General features: G+C 55.6%; 16 protein-coding genes and 5 pseudogenes. 6 read left to right on the forward strand and 15 right to left on the reverse strand.

All coding sequences use genetic code 11. The annotated features are described in order from the left end of the window. Nucleotides 1–16: 16 nt before the first annotated feature. Nucleotides 17–727 carry a LysR substrate-binding domain-containing protein gene (locus PSH57_RS18150; RefSeq protein ID WP_305384605.1) on the reverse strand — a complete coding sequence of 237 codons (711 nt, stop codon included), beginning with the start codon at nucleotides 725–727 and terminating at the stop codon, nucleotides 17–19. Nucleotides 728–751: 24 nt separating this feature from the next. After that, nucleotides 752–943 (reverse strand): helix-turn-helix domain-containing protein, encoded by a 192-nt coding sequence (locus PSH57_RS18155; protein WP_305384606.1) that lies wholly within the window; start codon nucleotides 941–943, stop codon nucleotides 752–754. A gap of 371 nt (nucleotides 944–1,314) precedes the next feature. Here PSH57_RS18155 and PSH57_RS18160 point away from each other — a divergent pair, with 371 nt between their 5' ends. The 3 genes from PSH57_RS18160 to PSH57_RS18170 all read left to right on the forward strand — a co-directional run bounded on the left by PSH57_RS18160 (nucleotide 1,315) and on the right by PSH57_RS18170 (nucleotide 3,631). Beyond that, nucleotides 1,315–1,953 (forward strand): glutathione S-transferase family protein, encoded by a 639-nt coding sequence (locus PSH57_RS18160; RefSeq protein ID WP_052965351.1) that lies wholly within the window; start codon nucleotides 1,315–1,317, stop codon nucleotides 1,951–1,953. Nucleotides 1,954–1,975: 22 nt separating this feature from the next. Beyond that, the gene (locus tag PSH57_RS18165) at nucleotides 1,976–3,022 is read left to right on the forward strand and encodes an LLM class oxidoreductase (protein ID WP_305384609.1); all 1,047 of its coding nucleotides are present in this window, start codon (nucleotides 1,976–1,978) and stop codon (nucleotides 3,020–3,022) included. Nucleotides 3,023–3,088: 66 nt separating this feature from the next. Further along, entirely contained in the window at nucleotides 3,089–3,631 is a 543-nt protein-coding gene (locus PSH57_RS18170) for a methylated-DNA--[protein]-cysteine S-methyltransferase (RefSeq protein ID WP_305384610.1), read from the forward strand. Nucleotides 3,632–3,718: 87 nt separating this feature from the next. On the opposite strand, the gene PSH57_RS18175 is transcribed toward PSH57_RS18170, so the two are convergent. Then, the gene (locus PSH57_RS18175; protein ID WP_305384611.1) at nucleotides 3,719–5,116 is read right to left on the reverse strand and encodes an MFS transporter; all 1,398 of its coding nucleotides are present in this window, start codon (nucleotides 5,114–5,116) and stop codon (nucleotides 3,719–3,721) included. Between the two features lie 128 nt (nucleotides 5,117–5,244). Between PSH57_RS18175 and PSH57_RS18180 the strand changes: the two genes are divergently transcribed. Beyond that, complete coding sequence (locus tag PSH57_RS18180; RefSeq protein WP_305384613.1) at nucleotides 5,245–6,138, forward strand: LysR substrate-binding domain-containing protein; 894 nt, start codon at nucleotides 5,245–5,247, stop codon at nucleotides 6,136–6,138. A 43-nt stretch (nucleotides 6,139–6,181) separates the two neighbouring features. On the opposite strand, the pseudogene PSH57_RS29345 reads toward PSH57_RS18180, so the two are convergent. Next, nucleotides 6,182–6,375: pseudogene (locus PSH57_RS29345) on the reverse strand (efflux RND transporter permease subunit); the annotation flags it as partial. Between the two features lie 448 nt (nucleotides 6,376–6,823). Here PSH57_RS29345 and PSH57_RS18185 point away from each other — a divergent pair. Beyond that, nucleotides 6,824–8,278: a tyrosine-type recombinase/integrase gene (locus tag PSH57_RS18185; protein WP_305384616.1), complete on the forward strand. Its 1,455-nt coding sequence runs from the start codon at nucleotides 6,824–6,826 to the stop codon at nucleotides 8,276–8,278. A gap of 242 nt (nucleotides 8,279–8,520) precedes the next feature. On the opposite strand, the gene PSH57_RS18190 is transcribed toward PSH57_RS18185, so the two are convergent. The 6 genes and pseudogenes from PSH57_RS18190 to PSH57_RS18215 form a co-directional block, all read right to left on the reverse strand. Continuing rightward, entirely contained in the window at nucleotides 8,521–9,057 is a 537-nt protein-coding gene (locus PSH57_RS18190; protein WP_305384617.1) for a dihydrofolate reductase family protein, read from the reverse strand. A 380-nt stretch (nucleotides 9,058–9,437) separates the two neighbouring features. Then, the gene (locus tag PSH57_RS18195) at nucleotides 9,438–10,016 is read right to left on the reverse strand and encodes a plasmid pRiA4b ORF-3 family protein (RefSeq protein ID WP_305384618.1); all 579 of its coding nucleotides are present in this window, start codon (nucleotides 10,014–10,016) and stop codon (nucleotides 9,438–9,440) included. Between the two features lie 3 nt (nucleotides 10,017–10,019). Then, a pseudogene (tnpC, locus tag PSH57_RS18200) lies at nucleotides 10,020–11,524 on the reverse strand (IS66 family transposase). Between the two features lie 37 nt (nucleotides 11,525–11,561). Beyond that, complete coding sequence (gene tnpB, locus PSH57_RS18205) at nucleotides 11,562–11,906, reverse strand: IS66 family insertion sequence element accessory protein TnpB (RefSeq protein ID WP_034138746.1); 345 nt, start codon at nucleotides 11,904–11,906, stop codon at nucleotides 11,562–11,564. After that, nucleotides 11,903–12,280, reverse strand: a complete 378-nt coding sequence (tnpA, locus tag PSH57_RS29350; RefSeq protein ID WP_422766044.1) for an IS66-like element accessory protein TnpA — start codon at nucleotides 12,278–12,280, stop codon at nucleotides 11,903–11,905. The genes tnpB and tnpA overlap by 4 nt, the downstream gene beginning before the upstream one ends. A gap of 419 nt (nucleotides 12,281–12,699) precedes the next feature. Then, nucleotides 12,700–12,807 (reverse strand): annotated as a pseudogene (locus PSH57_RS18215) (LysR substrate-binding domain-containing protein); the annotation flags it as partial. Nucleotides 12,808–12,886: 79 nt separating this feature from the next. Between PSH57_RS18215 and PSH57_RS18220 the strand changes: the two are divergent. Then, a pseudogene (locus PSH57_RS18220) lies at nucleotides 12,887–13,020 on the forward strand (LysR family transcriptional regulator); the annotation flags it as partial. On the opposite strand, the gene PSH57_RS29355 reads toward PSH57_RS18220, so the two are convergent. From PSH57_RS29355 to PSH57_RS18240, 5 genes and pseudogenes are all read right to left on the reverse strand, one after another. Further along, on the reverse strand, nucleotides 13,014–13,877 hold the full coding sequence (locus PSH57_RS29355) for a methyl-accepting chemotaxis protein (RefSeq protein ID WP_422766106.1): 864 nt from the start codon (nucleotides 13,875–13,877) through the stop codon (nucleotides 13,014–13,016). The pseudogene PSH57_RS18220 and the gene PSH57_RS29355 overlap by 7 nt on opposite strands. A gap of 42 nt (nucleotides 13,878–13,919) precedes the next feature. Further along, nucleotides 13,920–14,954 (reverse strand): annotated as a pseudogene (locus PSH57_RS29360) (MCP four helix bundle domain-containing protein); the annotation flags it as partial. Between the two features lie 200 nt (nucleotides 14,955–15,154). Continuing rightward, nucleotides 15,155–17,617: an efflux RND transporter permease subunit gene (locus PSH57_RS18230; protein ID WP_095152380.1), complete on the reverse strand. Its 2,463-nt coding sequence runs from the start codon at nucleotides 17,615–17,617 to the stop codon at nucleotides 15,155–15,157. Nucleotides 17,618–17,621: 4 nt separating this feature from the next. Further along, nucleotides 17,622–18,725, reverse strand: a complete 1,104-nt coding sequence (locus PSH57_RS18235; RefSeq protein ID WP_305384626.1) for a WD40/YVTN/BNR-like repeat-containing protein — start codon at nucleotides 18,723–18,725, stop codon at nucleotides 17,622–17,624. Nucleotides 18,726–18,802: 77 nt separating this feature from the next. Continuing rightward, nucleotides 18,803–20,122, reverse strand: a complete 1,320-nt coding sequence (locus PSH57_RS18240; RefSeq protein ID WP_305390419.1) for a DUF1329 domain-containing protein — start codon at nucleotides 20,120–20,122, stop codon at nucleotides 18,803–18,805. Nucleotides 20,123–20,140 lie beyond the last annotated feature (18 nt).

Genomic DNA, 20,140 nt, shown 5'->3' on the forward strand with positions numbered 1-20,140 from the left:
AACGCCTCCTCCGTTGCTACAAATTCACCTCGCCCTGCCCTACGTATTCCCTGTCACCGTTTCGAGCTTCGTTAAGTAACCATTCCGTGAACGCCCTGACCTCCGGACGATGAATCGTTTCCTTCCTGCTGACAATGTAATAGGAAAATACGGCGGGCCATGGGTTATCCAGCACCTTCACCAACCGTCCCGACTTTATCTCTGATTGCGCATGCAGTTCAGGCACCAGCGCCAGCCCCTGCCCCGATTCGGCAGCACGAATGAGCAGCGCATCGTCCTCGAAGCTGGAGCCTCGCTCCGATCTAGCGTCAGGTGAAACCCCGTGGGCATTTAACCAAAGCGCCCAGTCAGCCCGATCAGCATCGTGCAGTAATGGGTAATCAAGGCAATCCTGCGGCGTCTGCAGAGGACGCGTGTGGGCGAGCAGGCTCGGGCTGGCGACCGGGACCAACACCGGCGTGACAAGCCGGGTGACATCCAGATCAGGGTAGTGCCCCAATCCATGACGCAAGGCAATATCGACGCGATCTCGGCGCAGGTCCACCAAGCAGGAAGTCGTCTCGACCCGAACTTCGATTTCCGGATACTGACGGTTAAAACTCCCCAGCCGTGGAACTAACCAAGTGGAGGCAAAGGCTGGCACGGTGCTCACGGTTAGCATCAACTGGCTGCTGGCGCCTTTTAAGGTATCAACCACCTTTTCGATCTGAGCAAATGCCTCGAACAATAACGAATGCGCATTTTCGCCAACTTAAGTCATGCGCACACCATGCGGTTCACGGATCAGCAATAACGCTCCGACCCGTTCTTCCAGTAAGCGCATGTGCTGGCTGACGGCTCCCGGCGTTACATTTAATACTTTGGCAGCTGTTTTCACACTACCATAGTGCCCCACTTCAACAAAGGCACGAAGGGCAAGTAACGGAATAGAAGACTTATACATGGCTTGGATTTTTACTAACCTCAGGATATAGAATTATTCGCTTGTTTTATTTTCATTGCGCAATGAGTCACTGCTCTTTACATCGCCACTGTGCGCATTCCGAAATTAAAAGGAAAGCTAGTTATTTGTTTTTTTCAGTCGGTAATTGCCGAAGGTGACTACTGGCAACGCACCCAAAAAAAGTAACTAATTATTTCTCTGGCACCACACTTATCCGAAGGTTCCGTCTTCTATGTGAAGAAGAAAAACCCGATCATGATTTAGAAATACTAATGCCACGAAATAAAAATCATCGTTTCTAAACCCGTTTTTTCTTGACTACCATGACTATTAGCAACTCGACTAGTCCGTGGTTCCTCAAGGTTAAAACAATGACGAAAACGCCTGACCTCATTCTCTATACCGACAGCTCACCCAACGGTTTCAAAATCACCATTGCCCTGGAGGAATTGGGGCTCCCGTACACCTTGAAGCACGTCCATATTGAGCAGGGAGAGAACCGTCAACCTGACTTTCTCCAACTCAACCCGCATGGACGAATCCCCGTACTGATGGACACTGCGACAGGCATAACCCTGTTCGAGTCCGCCGCCATCCTGCTTTACCTGGCGCAGAAAACAGCTCGCCTGTTGCCCGAGGAACCGCAGGCACACTGGTCGGCCATCACCTGGCTGATGTTCCATACCTCAAGCATGGGACCCTTGTTGGGCCAACGCGTGCATTTCGAGTTATTCGAAAGCTCAACAAACCCGGCAACCATCGCGCGCTATCGGGAATTGACTGAATCGACATTCAGCACACTCGATCAGCGCTTGGCAGAGCACACATGGCTGGCGGGCGACGAATATTCGATCGCCGATATAGCCACCTTCGGCTGGATGCACATCGCCCGCATCATCCATTTCGACTTCAGCCAGCATCGCCATCTGACGGGCTGGTATGAGCGCGTCGCCCTGCGTCCAGCCGTGCAACGTGGCATTTCGCTGCCGCACCCGGCGACTGGCCCATAACCCCACCCACCAAGGAACTGGTATGAGCGAAAACGTAACGCACATTGCGCCTTCATCGATCCGGGGAGCGGATGCCGCGACTTTCGCCGGGCACCCTGGCTACCGCCGCATGTTCGAGCAACACCAACTGACGCTGGGGATCTTCTTGCCGCTGCGGTTTTACGAAGGTGATATGTCGGTACTCACCGGCCAGGCGGATTTAGTCAGTGAAATCGATCGGCTGGGCTTTGCCGCCACCTGGGTCCGCGATGTCCCCCTGTACGACCCTTCATTTGGTGATGCGGGGCAGTTGTTTGATCCGTTCACTTACCTTGCCTATCTTGCCGCACGCACCAAGCAGGTCAGCCTTGTGACCGGTAGCGCGATTTTCTCGCTACGCCACCCCATAGACTTGGCCAAAGCCGCTGCGACCATAGACCAACTGTCGGGAGGAAGGCTGGTGATGGGCATCGCATCAGGCGATCGCCCAGTGGAGTTCCCCGCCTATGGGCTCGAGCATAGCGAGCGCGGTGAGCGCTTTGCCCATTCGGTGGATTACTTTCGGCAATTGCTGCAAGTAAAAGCGCCGATGATCCATTCGCCGCTTGGCCACCTGAGCGAAGCACAACTGCTGCCAAAGCCCGTTACAGGCCGTATTCCGCTGATCGTTACCGGCTCTTCTCGGCAATCCATGCAATGGCTGGGCGAACACGCCGATGGTTGGCTGACCTTTCCCGATTCCACCCAGAACATCATGGGGCCGCGCCGCCTGGCGGAAAAAATCCGCACCTGGCGCGCCAACATTCCGAGCGGTGGTTTCCGCCCGCACATGACCAATGAATGGATCGATTTGGCGCAGGACCCGGACTTCCCCCGCACGCCTCTTCGGGGCGGGTATGTGCTCAAGACCGGGCGTAACGGGCTGATCGAGTTGCTTGGCGAATGGCGCGATGCAGGCGTTAACCACGCCGCACTCGGTATCCAGATGGCGGAGCGCCCGGCAAAAGAGATTCTTCAGGAACTGGCAGAAGAAGTACTGCCCCTGTTCCCCTCACATAGCGGTCCTTTGCCCTTCCCTCAGCACTGGTAAGCGCTCGATACCTGGAGTGCCCGGCGGGCACTCCCCTGCTCAGCCTCGTAACCGGAGACCGCTAACATGTCTATTGCCCAAACGCGCCTGTTCCAAGGCTATCTCGATAGCCGCCTGGGCATGATCCACATGCTGCTTGACCAAAACGGTGCACTGATAAGGCTCGATTTCAGCGAAAGGCCTGAATACCGAGACGCCATCCTGGATCAGCAGGCTGGCGCTGCGGTTTGCCTGCAATTGCGTGAATACCTCTGCGGTACCCGCCAAACATTCGACATACCGCTCGCCCCCGCTGGCAGTGCGTTTCTCAAAGACGCTTGGGCGTTGCTCAGGGAGATCCCCTACGGAACCACTACCACGTATGGCGAGTTGGCAAAGGCAATGGGCAAGCCCTCCTCCGCTCGTGCTATCGGCATGGCCAACGCGGTCAATCCGATATCGATCATCGTGCCCTGCCATCGCGTAATCGCCGCCACGGGTCACCTGACCGGCTACACCGGCGGCCTGGACAAGAAGCGAGGGTTGTTGGCACTTGAAGCCGAGTTTTCGCGTGACGATCAGGCCTTCGTGCCGCCGCGGAAAGTGCAACTGGAAGATCCGGCGGCCTGATTGGGCAATCGCTGTGGCGCGTTACCCGGCTCGCCCTCGTCAGTTCAAAAGACGAGGGCGAGCCAGGTAAGCGGTTGACGGGTGTGCTTACGTTGCAACAGCCACGCTTTGGACCTTGCCGGGCAAGATGAGTGCGGCACATACAGCGCCGACCACCACCATGCAGGCGGAAACCAGGATGGCGTAGCTGAAGCCTTGTACTTCAGTGCCGCCGCCCGCCAAAACAGCGATGCTCACCGCCACCCCCACGGCCAAGCCAACTGCCGAACCCACCTCCTGGGTCGTGGTCAGCATGCCTCCCGCCAAGCCATGGTCGACGGCATCCACGCCTTCAATACCCGCCACTGTCCAGGCAGGAAACGCGATGCCATACCCAATGCCCGCCAGCAACGTGCCGGGAAGGATAGAGCCTGCCCAGGAAGTATCTGCAGCCAAGCAAAGGCCAAGCAGTGCCAGGCCGCAGATGAACAACGCCATGCCCCCCAGAATGACCGGCTTGGTATCAACCTTGGCGATCAGGCTCGGGCCTACCCAGGCACTGGAGAGGGTGAACGCAATCGCCATCGGCAGCAGCCCCAACCCTGTCTGGGTCGCGGTAAAACCGAGGACTTCCTGCATGTATAACGCCACCACGACAAAGGTCGGGCCCAGTGCGGTGTTCGCGAGCAGCGACACCAGGTTCGCGCCCCCCGTCATGCGTCGCCAGAAAATCGGGATAGGCATCAACGGGTATTCCACCTTGCTTTCTACCCAGACGAACAAGGCGAGCAAACCCAAAGCCAGGGCAACCAGCCCAAAGGTGACTGGAGACGCAAGCCCGACGTGCTCGCTGTTGGCGAACGCAAACACCAGCGTCGCGGCGCCCCCGGCAACCAACACGGCACCGCCGATATCCAGACGCCTGCCCACCATGGCGACGTCACGCTCGCCTGCCGGCAAGTAACCTGACAATGCGATCACCAGCACGCCGACCGGTACATTGATCCAAAGGACCCAGCGCCAGCCCATGACATCGGTAATGACCCCACCCAGAATCAGGCCGGCGACAAAGCCACTCGCCGCCACCGCCGTCCAGGCACCCAGCGCTCGATTACGCGATGCCTGGTCGGGAAACAGTGCCAGCAGCAGCGAAAACGCTGCCGGTGAAAACAGCGCGGCGCCAAAGCCTTGCATGGCTCGGGTGGCGATCAGCATGGCGGGAGTTTGCGAGAAACCACCGAGCAACGAACCGAGGGTGAAAATCACCAGGCCAATCAGGAACACGCGGCGACGGCCAAACATGTCGGCAGCACGCCCGCCCAGCAGGAGGAAGCCTGCAATGGCGACACCATACGCGTTGATCACCCACTGCAAGGCGCCAGGCGTGAAGCCCAGGCTTTCCTGAATTTGCGGCAAGGGAATCATGGTGATGGAAAAGTCGAGCAGTGCGACGAACTGAGTCGTGCAGAGCAATATCAGGCAAAGGCGCCAGCGAGGGTTATTCATTGTGCATCCCATTTGATTTAGTTTTGCTAAATTAACTTAGTACCTCTAAACACGATGTATCATCGCGTTGGCGTTTCGTAAGCGGAAACGATCATTTTTGCGTACCACATTTAGGAAAACTAAAGCCGATGGCAACGTCACTGCCTCTTCTTGCACTAAGAACCTTCGTTGAGGTTGGCCAGCGAGGAAGTATAAAAGCTGCCGCTGAAGCCTTGAGCGTCACATCAGGCGCGGTCAGCCAACAGATTCGGTTGCTGGAAGATCGAATCGGAATGGCGCTTTTTACGCGAGAGAGGAGCGGTTTGCGCCTTACTGAAGCGGGGGCCAGCGTGCATCCCGCGCTGTTCCAGGCTTTCGAACAAATGCAGGAGGCGTTGCAGTCCCTGGAAGAGATCAAATCCCGTCAAACCTTGACCGTCAGCACCGTCGCTACGTTCGCTGCCTCATGGCTGGTGCCACGACTGGGCCGTTTCAACCTGCGACATCCGCACATAGAGGTCCGCGTCGAGGCGACTTCCGCCGTGGTGGATATGCGTCGGGACCGAGTCGATGTGGCACTGCGGCATGGGTTGGGAAGCTACCCTGGCTTGGCGGTCACACGATTGATGGCGCCCATATTGGTGCCCGTCGCAAGCTCCGCCTTCATGGCGGCAAGCCCTGAACTCATGGAACCCGTGGATTGCCTGAACTTCCCGCTGCTGCACGACTCTGACCGCGCAGACTGGTCCTTGTGGCTCACGGCACATGGCGTCGCAAAAGACCCACGCGCCGAACGCGGTACCGCTTTTGAAGATGACTTCCTGCTGATTCGCGCCGCGGAGGCTGGCCAGGGCCTCGCTTTAGTCCCTCAGGAGTACGCTCGCGAGGAAATCGCTGCGGGTCGCCTTGTGCAAGTCATGGACAAGCCTTGGCCGGCAAGATTTGCCTATTACGTCGTCACTCGGCCGGAAGCAGTGCAGAGGGCTGAGATCAAGGCGTTCGTGGAATGGATTCAGGAAGAAGCACGGGAAACGATCGAGTGAAAGCGACGCGGCTTTAGCTGCGGTCATCACTCACCCTTCTCGATTATTGTTTCGGTGAACAGGGCCGGCGCGTTCGCAAGCGACTCGCCATGGACAGTACCCAGACAAAGAACACCGGTACCCACAAAACACTGAGCAGCGTTGCCGCAAGCATGCCACCGATCACGCCGGTACCGATTGCCCGTTGGCTGGCGTCATCGGCCCGGAGGCCACCGCCAGCGGGACCACGCCGGCTATTGGGGCTTCTTAGCGCGCCCCCACAGTCAGAGCTGGAGATTGCTGACGGGCCGTCATCAAGGTCCCCCTTATCCTCCATCGCCGAAACATACTCCGAGGGGGACATTGGCACCCAGAAATCTCGCGTCCATTTTCTTCAAAGCAGACGAGGATTCCATCCAAAGCCAGCCGTTTCGTAGGGGTAAAAACACTTGAAAATAAAAAAGGGTCGCGAGATAAAATCTCGCAACCCTTTGAATTATATGGTCGGGACGGAGTGATTCGAACACTCGACCCCTAGCACCCCATCTCCTTTTTCATACCTCTTGAAAGCTTCCAGAATTTTACTCTGGATTTTTCTAAGCTAGTATTTACTTGAGCTCCAGCGGCGTTCTGCTCTACGAGATTCCAGCAACGTCCATCAAGAGCCGACGTTTTTGTGGGGGTAAAAGTAGGGGGAGTCCGTTTTATGGCTAAAATTACCATTAAAGAACTCGAAGCACTGACCGCCAATGATGCCGGTCGCATCCTCCGCGAGGATGGTAATCTCGCCGGTCGAATCTCAGTTCGAAAGGACGGTGTTTCAGTCAGCTTTTTCTATCGCTATCGGTGGGGCGAGCAGAATAAAGAGTACTCCTGCGGGTCCTGGCCGCGCAAATCCCTGACGGACATCCGCAAGGCACGCAACCAGGCACGTGCGCTCATCGATGAGCAGATCAATCCCAACGAACACAAGAAAACCGCCAAGGCACAGGCGCATGCCGCAACGAACGCAGAGGCCGAGCAGGTAAAAACGGCGAAGGTGCAAACGCTGACCGTCCAGGATCTGGCCAAAGCCTGGCTGTTGGATGGCGTCGCGCGTAAAGACGGCAACGCGGAGTTGCAACGGCGCTTTAGTAAGGACCTTTACCCAGCACTCGGCAAGACCGCGGTGAACAATGTTTCCGAACACGATATTCGGGCGCTGATCCGCACCGTGGTCAACCGCGGCGCTCACCGTCAAGCCATCAGCTTCTTCGCCGACCTCACCCAGATGTTCAGTTGGGCCAGAAAACGTCAGCCCTGGCGGGCCTTACTGGTTGAGGGCAATCCGACGGACCTGGTCGACATCACCCCACTGATCCCTGCCGACTACGAAGCCGAAAGAAGCCGCATCCTACCACCGGCTGAGCTGTTGGAACTGCACAACCGCTTCCAGCAAATGACCGCCGATTACAACGCCCTCCCCGCGGGTCAAAAGTACGAGGGCATTCGGCCGTTAAAAAAAGAAACTCAACTCGCGCTTTGGATCAGCCTGGGCACCCTGTGCCGGATTGGCGAGTTGCTGCAGGCCGAATGGAAAAATGTCGATCTGGAGCGGCAGACGTGGTTCCTCCCCAGTGAAAACGTCAAAGGCACTCGCGGCAAGAAACAGGACCACCATGTCTTCCTCTCCCCCTTCGCCCTGCATTTCTTTCAGGAACTCAAGACCCTCACGGGCGACTCTCGGTGGTGCTTTCCGAACAAGCAGGATGATGGGCATGTGGACTTAAAGGTAGTGAGCAAGCAGGTCGGCGATCGCCAGGCCCGCTTCAAAAACCGCAAGGCCCTCTCCAGACGGCGTCACGATGACACCCTGGTCCTGGCCGACGGCCAGAACGGCGACTGGACGCCCCATGACCTGCGCCGTACCGGCGCGACCATGATGCAGGCCTTGGGGGTCAGTCTGGACGTCATCGACCGCTGCCAAAATCATGTGTTGGCCGGCTCCCGGGTGAGACGCCACTACCTGCATCACGACTATGCCGAAGAGAAGAAACGCGCCTGGAACCTGTTGGGCGATCGACTCAGTGCTGTGTTGTCCTCGACCTACGAGCACACGCCAAACGAGTCGATGTTGTCTTTTCCAGCCTATGCCGTCACTGAATCACTTCCTCCTTCATAGGTCAGTTCTTGACTATGGAATCCATAATGGCTTCGTAGATACCACTGAGCGCTTGCTTGGAGTCGATTTCGGGCTATCTTGACCGTCAGAAATCGGCCCAGAAGCAGTCGATGGACGCAGGGATTCCTGAAGCTCCTATCCTCCCCTTCAGTGGGCCACCAAAGAGCCCAGTAGATGATCGAGGGCGGGGGTACGATGCGTACCCCCGCCCTTGCCTTGGGTAGGACGTCCATTCGGGTGGGTTATGGGGCCAGCCGATAGGTGGACTGCACCAAACCCGAAGGAAAACAGCGGCTGGATAACAGTTTCAAGTCAACATCCCGCTGAAGGCCCCCGAACAATGGCCTACCCGACCCGATCAGCACGGGAACGGTGGTGATCACCATATCGGCGACCAATTCATCGCGCAGGAATGATTGCACCAACTGCCCGCCATCGACATAGACCCGACGCATGCCTTGCCTCGCCAGTTCCTCCATCACGTCCCTAGGTGAGTGGTTGGAAAAACGCAGCTTGCCCTTCAGCGCCTCGGGCACCGGAGAGTCGGCCAACTGCTCAGACAGCACCACCACGGGCCGGTCATAGAACCATGTGTCGAAGGTTAGCACCTTCTCATAGCTTCCCCGCCCCATCACGATTACATCCTTGTCGGCGATGAAATCTGAGTAGCCATGATCCTCGGTCTGATCATCGCGCTGCAAAAGCCAGTCGATGTCGCCATCGGGCCGGGCGATGAAGCCATCCAGACTGGTGGCGATGAAAACATGTGCAGTTGCCATCAGGCCCCCCTTATTTATACGGTGTGTGTCAATGCACGATCATAAGCCTAATAAGGCTCGCCTTCGTTTGCTACCGCTCATAGGTACGGCCCTCAAAGAAGAGCAACACCCTTATGGGTTTGGGGTTTCATCAAACCCAGGGCAATTCACAAGCTCCCAAGATGGTGGTAAAGCCAAGACAAAACCGCTTCCATGAGTTCCGAGACCGCCTAGAGTGTTGGCGCCGACGCCGAATTGACCCAGTTACCGAGGTGTCACTGACCCATTCTAATTCCTCGCGAACCAATACCTGTGCTGGATTTGTGCCGACTTGAAGATGGGTCAGTCTTGCGTCGCCACGTGGGGCAATTGTAAGCGTCCGAGCTACACCGCCTTGCAACTCAAACCTTAATCCGTTTAAACCACTGGTTCACGCGCTCGCACTCAAATGTCGCCGGATCAAAAACATCGCCATGCCATTCAACCATGGCGTCATGCTCTGGATGATCGGGGTTGCCCATCGCCTCCAGAAACTCCTCGTAACCAGGCCCGCCACCCACGTCTTCCGGTGGGCAAGCATTGGCGCCGTCGATGCAGTACGGCACCTGAGGACAGGCAACAGCGGGTAGCGTTTTTTCGACCTTGATACTGTGATGCCAGCTGTCACCAAAGTCGTAGAGATAATTGAATGTCCGCTTTCCGCTTAGCGCCTTGATCAGCGTTTTACGGGATTCCGGGTTCACCGTCGGCCCCCAACCATCAGGGTCGGGCATGCCGTAATTCTCACCAGCAATTTCAAACTCATGCAGATGGCTATCACTCCAGCCCATCACGACCTGGATGACATGGTGCAGCTTGCCCAAGGTGATGTTTTCAGGCACCGCGAACCGACGCCAAATCTTCGGAGTGATCCACTTCAGCTCGATGTGCAGCAGTAACAGGTCGGGGGCGGGTTTGGGTAAACGGACAGTTTTAACCATGGATCAGGTGGCCTCGCAGTGTTCAGTGTGATTCAAAGAAATGTTCCAAGGCAGCAACTCGCTCACCCGATTGATCGAGTGTTCGGCAATGTGCTCAAGTACGTAGGCCAGATAGGCCTGTGGGTTTAACCCGTTTAGCTTGGCAGTACCCACCAGGCTGTAAATCGCAGCGGCTCGTTCTCCGCCGACATCGGAACCGGCAAACAGGTAGTTTTTGCGGCCCAGCGCGACGGCGCGTAGCGCCCGTTCGGCGGCGTTGTTGTCGATTTCGATTCGGCCGTCATTGCAGTAGCGCGTTAAGGCCTGCCACCGGTTGAGGGCATAGAGGATTGCACCGCCCAATGCCGACTTTTTCGACAGTTGAGTCAGCGTCTGATTAAGCCATGTGTGCAGGTGCTCCAGCAGCGGACTGGCCCGACTTTGCCGAACCGTTTTTCGCAGGTTAGGCGGCTGCCCTCGGATCTCACTTTCGATGGCATACAGGGCTGCAATCCGTTGCAGCGCCTCGGCGGCAAGGGGTGAAGCCAAGTCTTTGTAGACATCGTAAAACTTGCGCCGGGCGTGAGCCCAGCATGCAGCTTCCTCAATAGTGCCCGTCGCATACAGCTGAGCAAAACCGGCGTAGCCGTCAGCCTGCAAGATCCCGCTAAAGCCCTTGAGATGAGCGCGCGGATGTTGCCCCTTGCGATCCGACGAGTAGGCAAACCAGACCGCCGCCGGTGTCGAGTCACCCGCAGGCCGGTCGTCCCGCACGTATGTCCACAGGCGAGCCGTTTTGGTCTTGCCGTTGCCCGGCGCGAGCACGCCAATCGGCGTGTCGTCTGCATGGACTTTGTGACCGCTCATGACGTGGTGCTCAAGGGCGTTGATCAGCGGCCTGAGCAACTGACTGCTCTGGCCCACCCAGTCGGCCAGGGTTGAGCGCTCCAGCTCGACGCCCTCACGGGCGTAGATCTCGGACTGCCGATACAACGGCAAATGATCAACAAACTTGGAGACCAGCACATGGGCCAACAACCCCGGGCCTGCAAGGCCTCGGGCTATCGGACGACTCGGCGCCGGCACCTGGGCGATGTGCTCGCAGCAGCGACAGACCCACTTCGGACGGACATGGCAAATAACTTTGAAACGTGCCGGAACGTACTCCAGCACTTCGGACACATCCTCACCCAAATAGCGAAGCTTCCCACGCAGCCCGTGCATTGCGACTCGGGCTGATGCACGTGAGTTTCGCGAGGCAGGTGTTCGGGCAATGGTTTGCGGCGCGAAACTGCGCGAGGTGCCGGTTCGACTGGCGTTGTCATTTCGGCTTGGCTGACTTGCAGCTCTTCGAGGCTCAACTGGAGTTGATCGATCATCGCGTCCAGTTGCTCGGAGCTGCGACCGAACTGCGTACGACGCAGCTTGGCGATCATCATTTTCAAGCGCTCAATCTCTGCCCGCTGGGCAGAGACCAGAGTCTTCAAGGCTTGAAGATCGTTCGGCAGGGAGTCGGTCACGAGAGTCATGACCGCATGTTACTGGGGATTTTTTCAGCGCGGCAAGTCAGACTGCGAGGACAGGCGCTGTACGAATTGGCCTGCGCCAATCAATGCCTTCCAACAGCATCGATAACTGCGCAGGCGTCAGCGACACGCTGCCGCTGGTTGCTTGCGGCCAGACGAAGCGCCCTTGTTCCAACCGTTTGCAAAACAGACACAAGCCGTCGCCATCCCACCACAACAGCTTGATCCGGTCACCGCGCCGTCCGCGAAAGGCAAATATCTGACCGGAAAACGGGTCGGCTTCCAACTGTGTCTGCACCAGTGCCGCTAAACCATCGAAGCCACGGCGCATATCCGTGACGCCGGCGGCGATCCAGATACGGGTTCCAGCGGGCGGGGCAATCATCGCAGCAACTGCTGCAAGACGAATTGCAGCGTCTGCGGATCGGGTGCGCCCATGATACGCAACTTGGCTTTTCCGACCTCAACTGCGATCTCGGAATGACACTCCGCCTGTGGCTGGACGACGTGCGGCAGATCGATTGGCGCCTCCATCACCTGGACGGGCAGAAGCGTTGCGCTCTGGCTGACGACGCCGAATACCCCTTCCTGATATTGATGCCGCCAGCGAAACACCAGGTTGGCATTGACGTCATGCTCACGAGCGATCAACGACACGGAGGCGCCAGGCTGGAGGGTCGCCTCGACGACTTGGCGTTTGAACGCCAGCGAGAAGTTGGGGCGGCGGCCGGTTCGACGGGCTAGGGCAACGGTATCCAAGATAGTGTCCACTAAAAAATGGTGTCCACTATCTTGGCTAATTTGGAGGGCTTTCAGGAGAGGGTGCTGGCCGGACGGTTACGGGCAATTTGGCATCGGCGTCAACAATTCAGGCCAGCATCACCTCCGAGGGGTTCAACCGTCTACCTGGTGTTTAAGCTGTAGGAGTTCCGCGAGCTTGGATATGGCCGTTTTCTAGGCAGTTTTGGCGCTGCACCAATCCATTAATACGTGAAGAGACGAGGGAAAGCCTCGTCGGCGAGATGTCGGCGGCCCTGCGTGAAACCAGGTCTTTGATAGGTGAAAAGTACTGAATACACCTTCTGCTGAATGGTTTGGCTCGTTGAGCGAGATCACCATTAAAGCTCTTTCAATGCTTACTCCGGTGTGAGCGAAAACTACTTTTGTATCGACGTTGCTCAATAAGTGAATTCATGTCCCAACTCACTTTCCTTCCACTCTAAAAAGCGTCTGAAACGCGGAAAGTTGGAGTGTGCCTTTGGAATTACCAGATGATGGGCGGCTATTCGACTAACGCAAACATGTTGCCCGCCCCTAACCTTGTTTCCAGCCCCGCTTCCTGGGCGAACAGCAGGGAAAACCGAGCACTTGGTGGAAATGCTTTCTGGCCACTCGGCGACGCAGCTCAACGCACGGCGAATTGATCTGGCCAGACTGTTCCAGCTCGAAGGGGGTATACGCTGGAGCGTAACTCGCTACTGGATGAAAATACTTACGTGCGGAAGTGACCGACCGCTGTATTCAACTCCTGATCCACTTGCTGGAGTTCGAGCGTCAACTGCTGCAATTTCACACTTTCCTGGGCGCTTTCCTCTGCCACCTCGCGCACCCGCACTATGTTCTGGCTCGCCTGTTGTGCCAAAACTTGTTGTTGCTCCGCTGCCGCCGAGATTTGTTTGTTCATCTGCTCAATGCTTGATACCGCGCGGGTAATACGCGTCAATGCCTGAGATGCCTGACCAGCAAGGATCACTGTTTCTCCTGTTAGTACATGACTCCCTTGAAGCCGCTCAGTTGCCTGATGGGCAACCCCACGCAGTCGACTGATCAAGCCTTCGATTTCCGCAGTAGAACGTTGTGTGCGGCGCGCCAATCCACGCACTTCGTCAGCAACTACCGCGAATCCACGACCATGTTCACCCGCTCGCGCAGCTTCTATGGCCGCATTTAATGCCAGTAAATTTGTCTGCTCTGCTACAGCCTTAATAACGTCAAGTACACCGCCTATGGCGGTACTTTCCAGCAGCAAAGATTGCATGGCATCAGCGCAGCCGGTCATTTCCAAAGCTAATTGATCGATCTTGGAACCCGCTTTGCGTACCAAATCGTCACCTTCGCGCGCCTGGCCATCGGCAAGAGTGACGGCAGCACTAGCCTCCTTGACATTATGCGAAACTTCGCTGGCCATCGCGGTCATTTGCTGCATTGCGGTTGCGGCGATTTCAGTCTCCTGTCGTTGTCTTTCAACACCCCGGCTGCTGCGCTGAATGACTTCTGCCAGACTCCCTGCCGTTCCATTGAGCAGGCCTACCCCGGAACCAATTCGACCCACCAAACCTCTCAAACTACCTAGCATGCCATTGACCGTATCCAATAGCTGCCCAAGCTCATCATGGCGACCGCTACTACCGTCAAGCGCGCAATTTAGGTCGCCTGCAGCAACCTGTTGCGCCAAATGAACAACCCGACGTAATGGCTGCAGTATCAAGTGGCGTATTAATAGACTGGCGCCAACACCCAACGCTAATGCCAGCAGGCTGATAAGGCCAAGCTGAAGGAATGCACTGCGACTATCGCGTTGAATCGCCTGGCTCTGAAATTGGTTGGCCTTATCCAGCAACCCGCTGACTTGCTGGGTTTGCGTGTTCATCGCTTCGCTACTAAGTGCTATTTGCTTGCGGCTGGCAACGAACTGTTCGAAGGCTTTTCGATAATCTCCCAAAGCGTTGCTTGCAGCCTGCAGCGAAACCTTTTCCTGATCATCAAGATTGAGCACCTGCATTGAAGACAGCAGGTCGCTCATGCTCATCTCCCAATCGCTACGGAAGCGCTCCTCACCATCCAACGAATAATAAAGTTCGCTGTCACGGAGCTTCGCCAGCTTGTCACGCAGAGCGGTGGTCTGTTCCAGCAACAACAGTTTCCCACTGCCTGGAGAGGCTCCTTGTTCTTGTTGCTCGCTCAATGCATCCAGCTGATCGAGAAATACCAAGGTGAAGCTCTCCCCCGCTGTCTGGGCGAGTATTTGCATGCGCAAGCGAGCCTCGCGTGCTCGCTGAAGAGACTCGGCATAACTCAGGAATTGCTTCAAATAGTCGCTGGACGCATCCCGCATCGCTATCTCAGCGCTGTTTTTTTGGGGGAGATCATCAAAATGGCGAATGAGCTGGTCAATTGCACTTCGCACTTGATCCTGCGCCAGAGGAGAAAGATTTAGCGCATATTCTTTTTCCGCGATTCGAGCCTGCAGGATCAACGTTTGAATCCAGTCCTCAGTACGGAGTTGTTCACCGCGTGCCCCCAACAAACTCAAAGAATGAAACGCGGTAATTCCCACCCCGAGAGTGAATAGCAGCACCAAGCCAAAACCGATCGACAGCTTAGCTCCTACCGAGAGATTACCCAGTAACCGGTTCACCAAAGACATACCCATCCCTCTTCATGCTAGTGGTGGTGCGCCAGGGGACAGGGAAACATGTCCACTGAAGGAGCCGCTACGGCCTGCCCAACGTAGGCAGCGTCAATGGCCGGAAAAAAACCTGAACCAGGTCCAGGATTATCCGCGCACTATATTCCCCCGCCGCAGTTGTTATGAAAGCCCTTGATCAACCGTAATACGCCGTGGCGCGATGATCAGGAGTTGGCGCTGTGCAGACGCAGTGGATGAGCTGAAGTGGGTTGTTCACTCAACGCCATCGGGTTGGCCACCTTGCTGCTGGAAGCATCGGTACGGGGGGTGGAAGGCAAAAGAAAGTAAGCCAGTGCCGGCAGCAGGAGAAGAGCCCCCACCATGTTCCAGACAAACATGAACGCCAGGAGAACACCCATGTCAGCCTGGAACTTGATGGGGGAAAATATCCAGGTACCAACACCTATCGCCAAAGTTATCCCTGTGAGCATTACGACCTTCCCAGTGGAAACCAAGGCACGGTAGTAAGCTTCCGAGAGGCTTTTTCCTTCGCGCAAGAAACCCAGCATGATGGTCATTACATACAGCGCGTAATCAACCCCGATACCGACACCTAGAGCGATTACCGGCAACGTCGCCACTTTTACGCCAATACCTAACCCGACCATCAATGCCTCACACAGTATCGACGTGAGCATAAGCGGAATTACGGCACACAAAGTCGCTCGCCAAGACCTGAAGGTGATGAGGCAGAGCAAAATAACCGCGCCGTACACCCAAAACAGCATTTCGCGGTTGGCCTCTTTGACCACAATGTTAGTTGCCGCCTCTATTCCTGCAGAACCGGCAGCAAGCTGGAATTTGACTTCATCGGTGTCATTAGCCGCTGCAAAAGCTTCGACGTGATTAACCAGGCGCGAAAGGGTTTCAGCTTTATGGTCTTTGAGAAAAACGTAAAGCGTCAGCAGGCTGCAGGACTCGTTGTAAAGTCCACGTGGCGCGCTGGCGGTAATCATGTTGAGCATTGCCTGGTTGTTTTGCAGCTCGTACCACTTCGAGTTGCCCTCAGACAGGCCTACCAACATACGACGATTTAGCAGCGCCATGGAGTTGGTTGAATCTACACCGGGCAAACTACGCAACTGCCAATCTAAATCATCGACCTTGCGCAAGATGTCGTAGCGAGAGCAGGCACTCTTCGGCGTCTTCACCATTATGGCAAACAGGTCACTGCTGGCCCCGTAGCTGCGGGTCATGAAGGCATCGTCCAGATTGTAACGCGAGTCTGGACGTAGCTCTGGCGCTCCCGCATCAAGATCGCCAATTGCCAGATGCAAGCTGACCATAAAGCCCAGCACAGCAGCCACCAGGCTGACAACTACGCTGATCAAGGCCCATGGTTTTCGAGTAAATAGATCAAGGAATCGCCAAAAAACGTGTCGCGCTTGACCACTCTGCTCGGCCCGTTCGCTCTTGAGGCTTAGTTCGGCTGCGCAGCGATTGACGCCGACATAGGAGAGCAGGACGGGTAGCAAAATGAGGTTGGTGAAAATCAGCACCGCAACGCCGATGCTAGCGATAATGGCCAAATCTTGAATGACTTTAATCTGAATGATCATTAACACGGCGAATCCCACCGCATCACAAAGCAGTGCAGTCAGACCGGCGAGAAACAGGCGACGAAACGTGAAGCGCGCGGCAACCACTCGGTGCATGCCGCGACCAATATCCTGCATGATGCCGTTCATTTTCTGGGCGCCATGACTCATGCCAATGGCAAACACCAGAAAGGGCACCAGGACCGAATATGGGTCAAGCTCATACCCCAGCAACGGCAGCAAACCAAGCTGCCAGACAACTGCCACTACCGAGCAAAGCACGACCAGAAATGTGCTCCGCAGGCATCGGGTGTAGCCATAGAGCACTACTGTCGTGATAGCAATGGCGGCGGCAAAGAACAGCATGATTTGCCCCAGCCCATCTATCAGGTCCCCTACCTTCTTTGCGAACCCCGTGATGTGAATGTCAATGTTGTCGCTTTGAAACTCAGCGCGAAGCGCTTCCAACTGAGCAGAAAGTTTGGCGTAGTCGAGGGGCTGCCCCTCCGGCGTGCGTGAGAGCAAAGGAATGGAAATGATGCTGGACCGCTGGTCGAAGGCTACCAGTTGGCCTATCTCGTTGGACAACTGCACATTGCTTCGTAACTCAGCGAGGGATGCGGGGCTGCCGTCGTACTTGTCAGGAATGACCGGTCCACCATCAAGCCCATCCTCCGTCACCGAAACCCAGCGTGTGGAAGGCGTCCATAGCGACTTCATGTACACGCGGTCCACGCCTGGCAGCAAAAAGATACGATCGTTCATGGACTGCAAAGTACGCAGGTAATCAGTGTCGTAGATATCCCCCTTCTTGTTTGCAACCGCGATACGCACCGTATTACCGAGTCCGGAGAGCTCCTTTTGATTGGCTAGATAATTGGCAATATAGGGATGACCAGTCGGGATCATCTTCTCGAAACTAGCGTTCAATCCCAGTCGAGTGGATTGCCAGCCGAGCAGGACCGTCGTCAGCAGACATAGCAGAAGCACCCAGTGGCGATGGTTGAATAAAGCACGCTCAACCAAGGTCCCTGACCTTGGATCAAATATGCCTGACTCAGGCAGGGAAGGATGACGAGCGGAATTCATATGCTCACTCCGAAACTTCAGTGGCGGGATGTGAAAAACGTGACAAACCAGCAAAACCGGAGGTAATCAGACTACCGTCGACCGCCTCAACAATGCTGCTCACGGGAATTCCCAGCGGATTGCCCACCGGGTTAAGTGCTAAACCATTTGAGGTGGAGCTACTGAACACATCACCAGTTTGATTGGCTAGCAATACACTTCCATCTGGCAATCGAGCGGAACTACTGATTGAACTCGGCCTAGACACCTTCAATTGATTAAAGCTGGCACCATCATCAGATGACAAATAGGCATGGCCTTTAAGTCCCGCGATCAGCAGAGCTCCGTCACCCCGTACATTCGCAGTGAAAAAGCTACCGTTATATGGGCTTGGCAATTGTGTGAAAGACTTTCCGTCATCTGTTGAGCGAGCTACATAACCTTGTTCACCGGCAAGAAACCAAAGGTGGTCTTTCCGAGCGATCGCGTAGATGTGCACAAGCGACGGATTTTCGATGCTGCCTATCAGCGATTGCCATGTTGCCCCACCATCCTGAGTAGAAAAAACCATTCCGTAAGAGCCGGCTACGAGGCCGTGGCTGGCATCAAGAAAATGCAGCGCCAGGAATGGTTTATCCGGCCCATCTGCTACCAGGCGTTCGGCATTGGAAATGCGCATATCAGCCGCGTCGGCAGCGACTGCATTAGCCTTTATATCTTGAGCTGCCTTTAACTCAATCTCTGCAGCCTGTATACCCGTAAGCTGGAGGCTCCAGCGCTCACCACCGTCAGCAGTGGCCAACACTGTGCCACCGTGTCCGACCGCCCAGCCATGTTCGTCATCGATGAACTGAACCGCAACCAGACTGACTGAGACCGGTACCTGCACCTGTCTCCAGGACTGGCCATTGTCATCGGAAAGTACAATGACGCCTCTTTCACCAACCGCAATCAGTCGATCACCAGCACGTGCCAAATCAATCAAAACAGCATGAGCGGGTGTGGCGATTTGCATCGCCGATGAGCTCAGGACAGAGCCTACGGCTCCACCCTCAGCACAAGCAAGCGAAGCTAAAGCAGACAAAGCCAAAGCTAACGCCAAGGCACTTAAACGACTGTTTATTATCATTTTTATTATCTCTTGAACCGCGTGTCGCAAAAGCACCGACAACTGAGATTGTCGGTGCTTTTCAGAGAGTCTTAGCGTTAACGCACACCCTGCCCCGCCATTACTGTTGGCGAGAAGTCAGACTTCTTGAAACGCTCGACAATCCCCCATTGCGAGGACTGTCCAGTGAGCAGGTCAAGTACAAACCAAGTACCGGACATAAAGTCATAGAACCCCGACGAGACAGAAGCCTGAGCAGGAATATCTGGCATGACTGCCGGTAGCGCCCACAGCGTTTTGGCCAATTGACCACTTGCATCCCAACGATCGCCCAACAGCGCTTGCCAGGTATCTTCATCCAGGTAGTAACGGCTCTTAACCATTTGATGGCGCTCGCCAGGCTTCAGATTTGCCTCGACAACCCACACACGATGCAGTTCCCAGCGCAAGACGTCTGGATTAAGATGCCGCTTACCAAGTACGTCTTCCGGTTTGCCTGCGGTAAAGAATTTATTGGTGTTATAGGGAATATAAAGTTCCTTTTTACCTACTAACTTCCAATTGAACCGGTTGAGCCGCCCTTTATAAACGGACAGTTCATCATAGGCCATCACGCCTGCTGTTGAAGGCGCTGGCGTGTCGCAGCAGGAGTTAGGTACCTTGCGCACTCGCCGTTGGCCGGCAAGGTAGATATGCGTCTGTGATTTATCGGCATTGAGATTGGCCCGATCCATCGCCTGCTCACCAGCACGAATCGGTGGGCCAATATTAAGCAGGCGAATCATCCAGTAATCGCCATCGAAATTCTGCGCCGAGCCATCCTGAAAGTAATACGGCATTTCTTGGATAGCCTTACCATCGGTAGTCATTACCTGTTGACCATCGGCAGTCATCAAATAAAAGCGAGCGTCCCGCGTAATGGAGGTACCGCTCCAACTCAGCAGATGATTCCACATCGCCTCGTCACCATTTTTCGGAATCGGAAACGGGATACCGCCATAAGCCCCTTCGGGCATTGGACCCGCGCTACCCTCTACCAGCTTGGCATTAACCGCATTCTTGGCTGTATTGTCATACACCCACTGCGGAGCCGCTGCTGTTCGACGTGTTGGGTAGATATCCATTCGATAGGTGTCTGGATACCGTTTGAACATTTCTTTAACACCATCGCTCAGCTTATCTGCGTATTGAGCCATGTTCTTCGAAGTAATACTGAACAGTGGTTTATCCGCGGCGAAAGGATCGCCACGCTTACCACCCTTCTGATAAGACGAATCAACGGTGGTATATCCACCCTCCCATGCCGGGATAGTTTTATCCGCGTTACCAGCCCGCTCAGCGCCAAAGGGGGTCAGGCTTTTGCCTAAATCATCTACTCCGGTAGCCATCGCGGACGCACTAAAAGCAATAGCACTCATTATGAAAAAATAAGCAGC

This window comes from Pseudomonas hefeiensis (assembly GCF_030687835.1).
GTDB classification, from domain to species: Bacteria; Pseudomonadota; Gammaproteobacteria; order Pseudomonadales; family Pseudomonadaceae; genus Aquipseudomonas; species Aquipseudomonas hefeiensis.

Excerpts from the sequence above, each read along its gene's own strand:
- PSH57_RS18165 (WP_305384609.1), top strand. The coding sequence starts at position 1,976 with ATGAGCGAAAACGTAACGCACATTGCGCCTTCATCGATCCGGGGAGCG.
- PSH57_RS18235 (WP_305384626.1), bottom strand. The coding sequence starts at position 18,725 with ATGATAATAAACAGTCGTTTAAGTGCCTTGGCGTTAGCTTTGGCTTTG.
- PSH57_RS18180 (WP_305384613.1), top strand. The coding sequence starts at position 5,245 with ATGGCAACGTCACTGCCTCTTCTTGCACTAAGAACCTTCGTTGAGGTT.
- PSH57_RS18155 (WP_305384606.1), bottom strand. The coding sequence starts at position 943 with ATGTATAAGTCTTCTATTCCGTTACTTGCCCTTCGTGCCTTTGTTGAA.
- PSH57_RS18160 (WP_052965351.1), top strand. The coding sequence starts at position 1,315 with ATGACGAAAACGCCTGACCTCATTCTCTATACCGACAGCTCACCCAAC.
- PSH57_RS29355 (WP_422766106.1), bottom strand. The coding sequence starts at position 13,877 with ATGCTAGGTAGTTTGAGAGGTTTGGTGGGTCGAATTGGTTCCGGGGTA.
- tnpB (WP_034138746.1), bottom strand. The coding sequence starts at position 11,906 with ATGATTGCCCCGCCCGCTGGAACCCGTATCTGGATCGCCGCCGGCGTC.
- PSH57_RS18240 (WP_305390419.1), bottom strand. The coding sequence starts at position 20,122 with ATGAGTGCTATTGCTTTTAGTGCGTCCGCGATGGCTACCGGAGTAGAT.
- PSH57_RS18175 (WP_305384611.1), bottom strand. The coding sequence starts at position 5,116 with ATGAATAACCCTCGCTGGCGCCTTTGCCTGATATTGCTCTGCACGACT.
- PSH57_RS18190 (WP_305384617.1), bottom strand. The coding sequence starts at position 9,057 with ATGGCAACTGCACATGTTTTCATCGCCACCAGTCTGGATGGCTTCATC.
- PSH57_RS18185 (WP_305384616.1), top strand. The coding sequence starts at position 6,824 with ATGGCTAAAATTACCATTAAAGAACTCGAAGCACTGACCGCCAATGAT.
- PSH57_RS18195 (WP_305384618.1), bottom strand. The coding sequence starts at position 10,016 with ATGGTTAAAACTGTCCGTTTACCCAAACCCGCCCCCGACCTGTTACTG.
- PSH57_RS18230 (WP_095152380.1), bottom strand. The coding sequence starts at position 17,617 with ATGAATTCCGCTCGTCATCCTTCCCTGCCTGAGTCAGGCATATTTGAT.
- PSH57_RS18170 (WP_305384610.1), top strand. The coding sequence starts at position 3,089 with ATGTCTATTGCCCAAACGCGCCTGTTCCAAGGCTATCTCGATAGCCGC.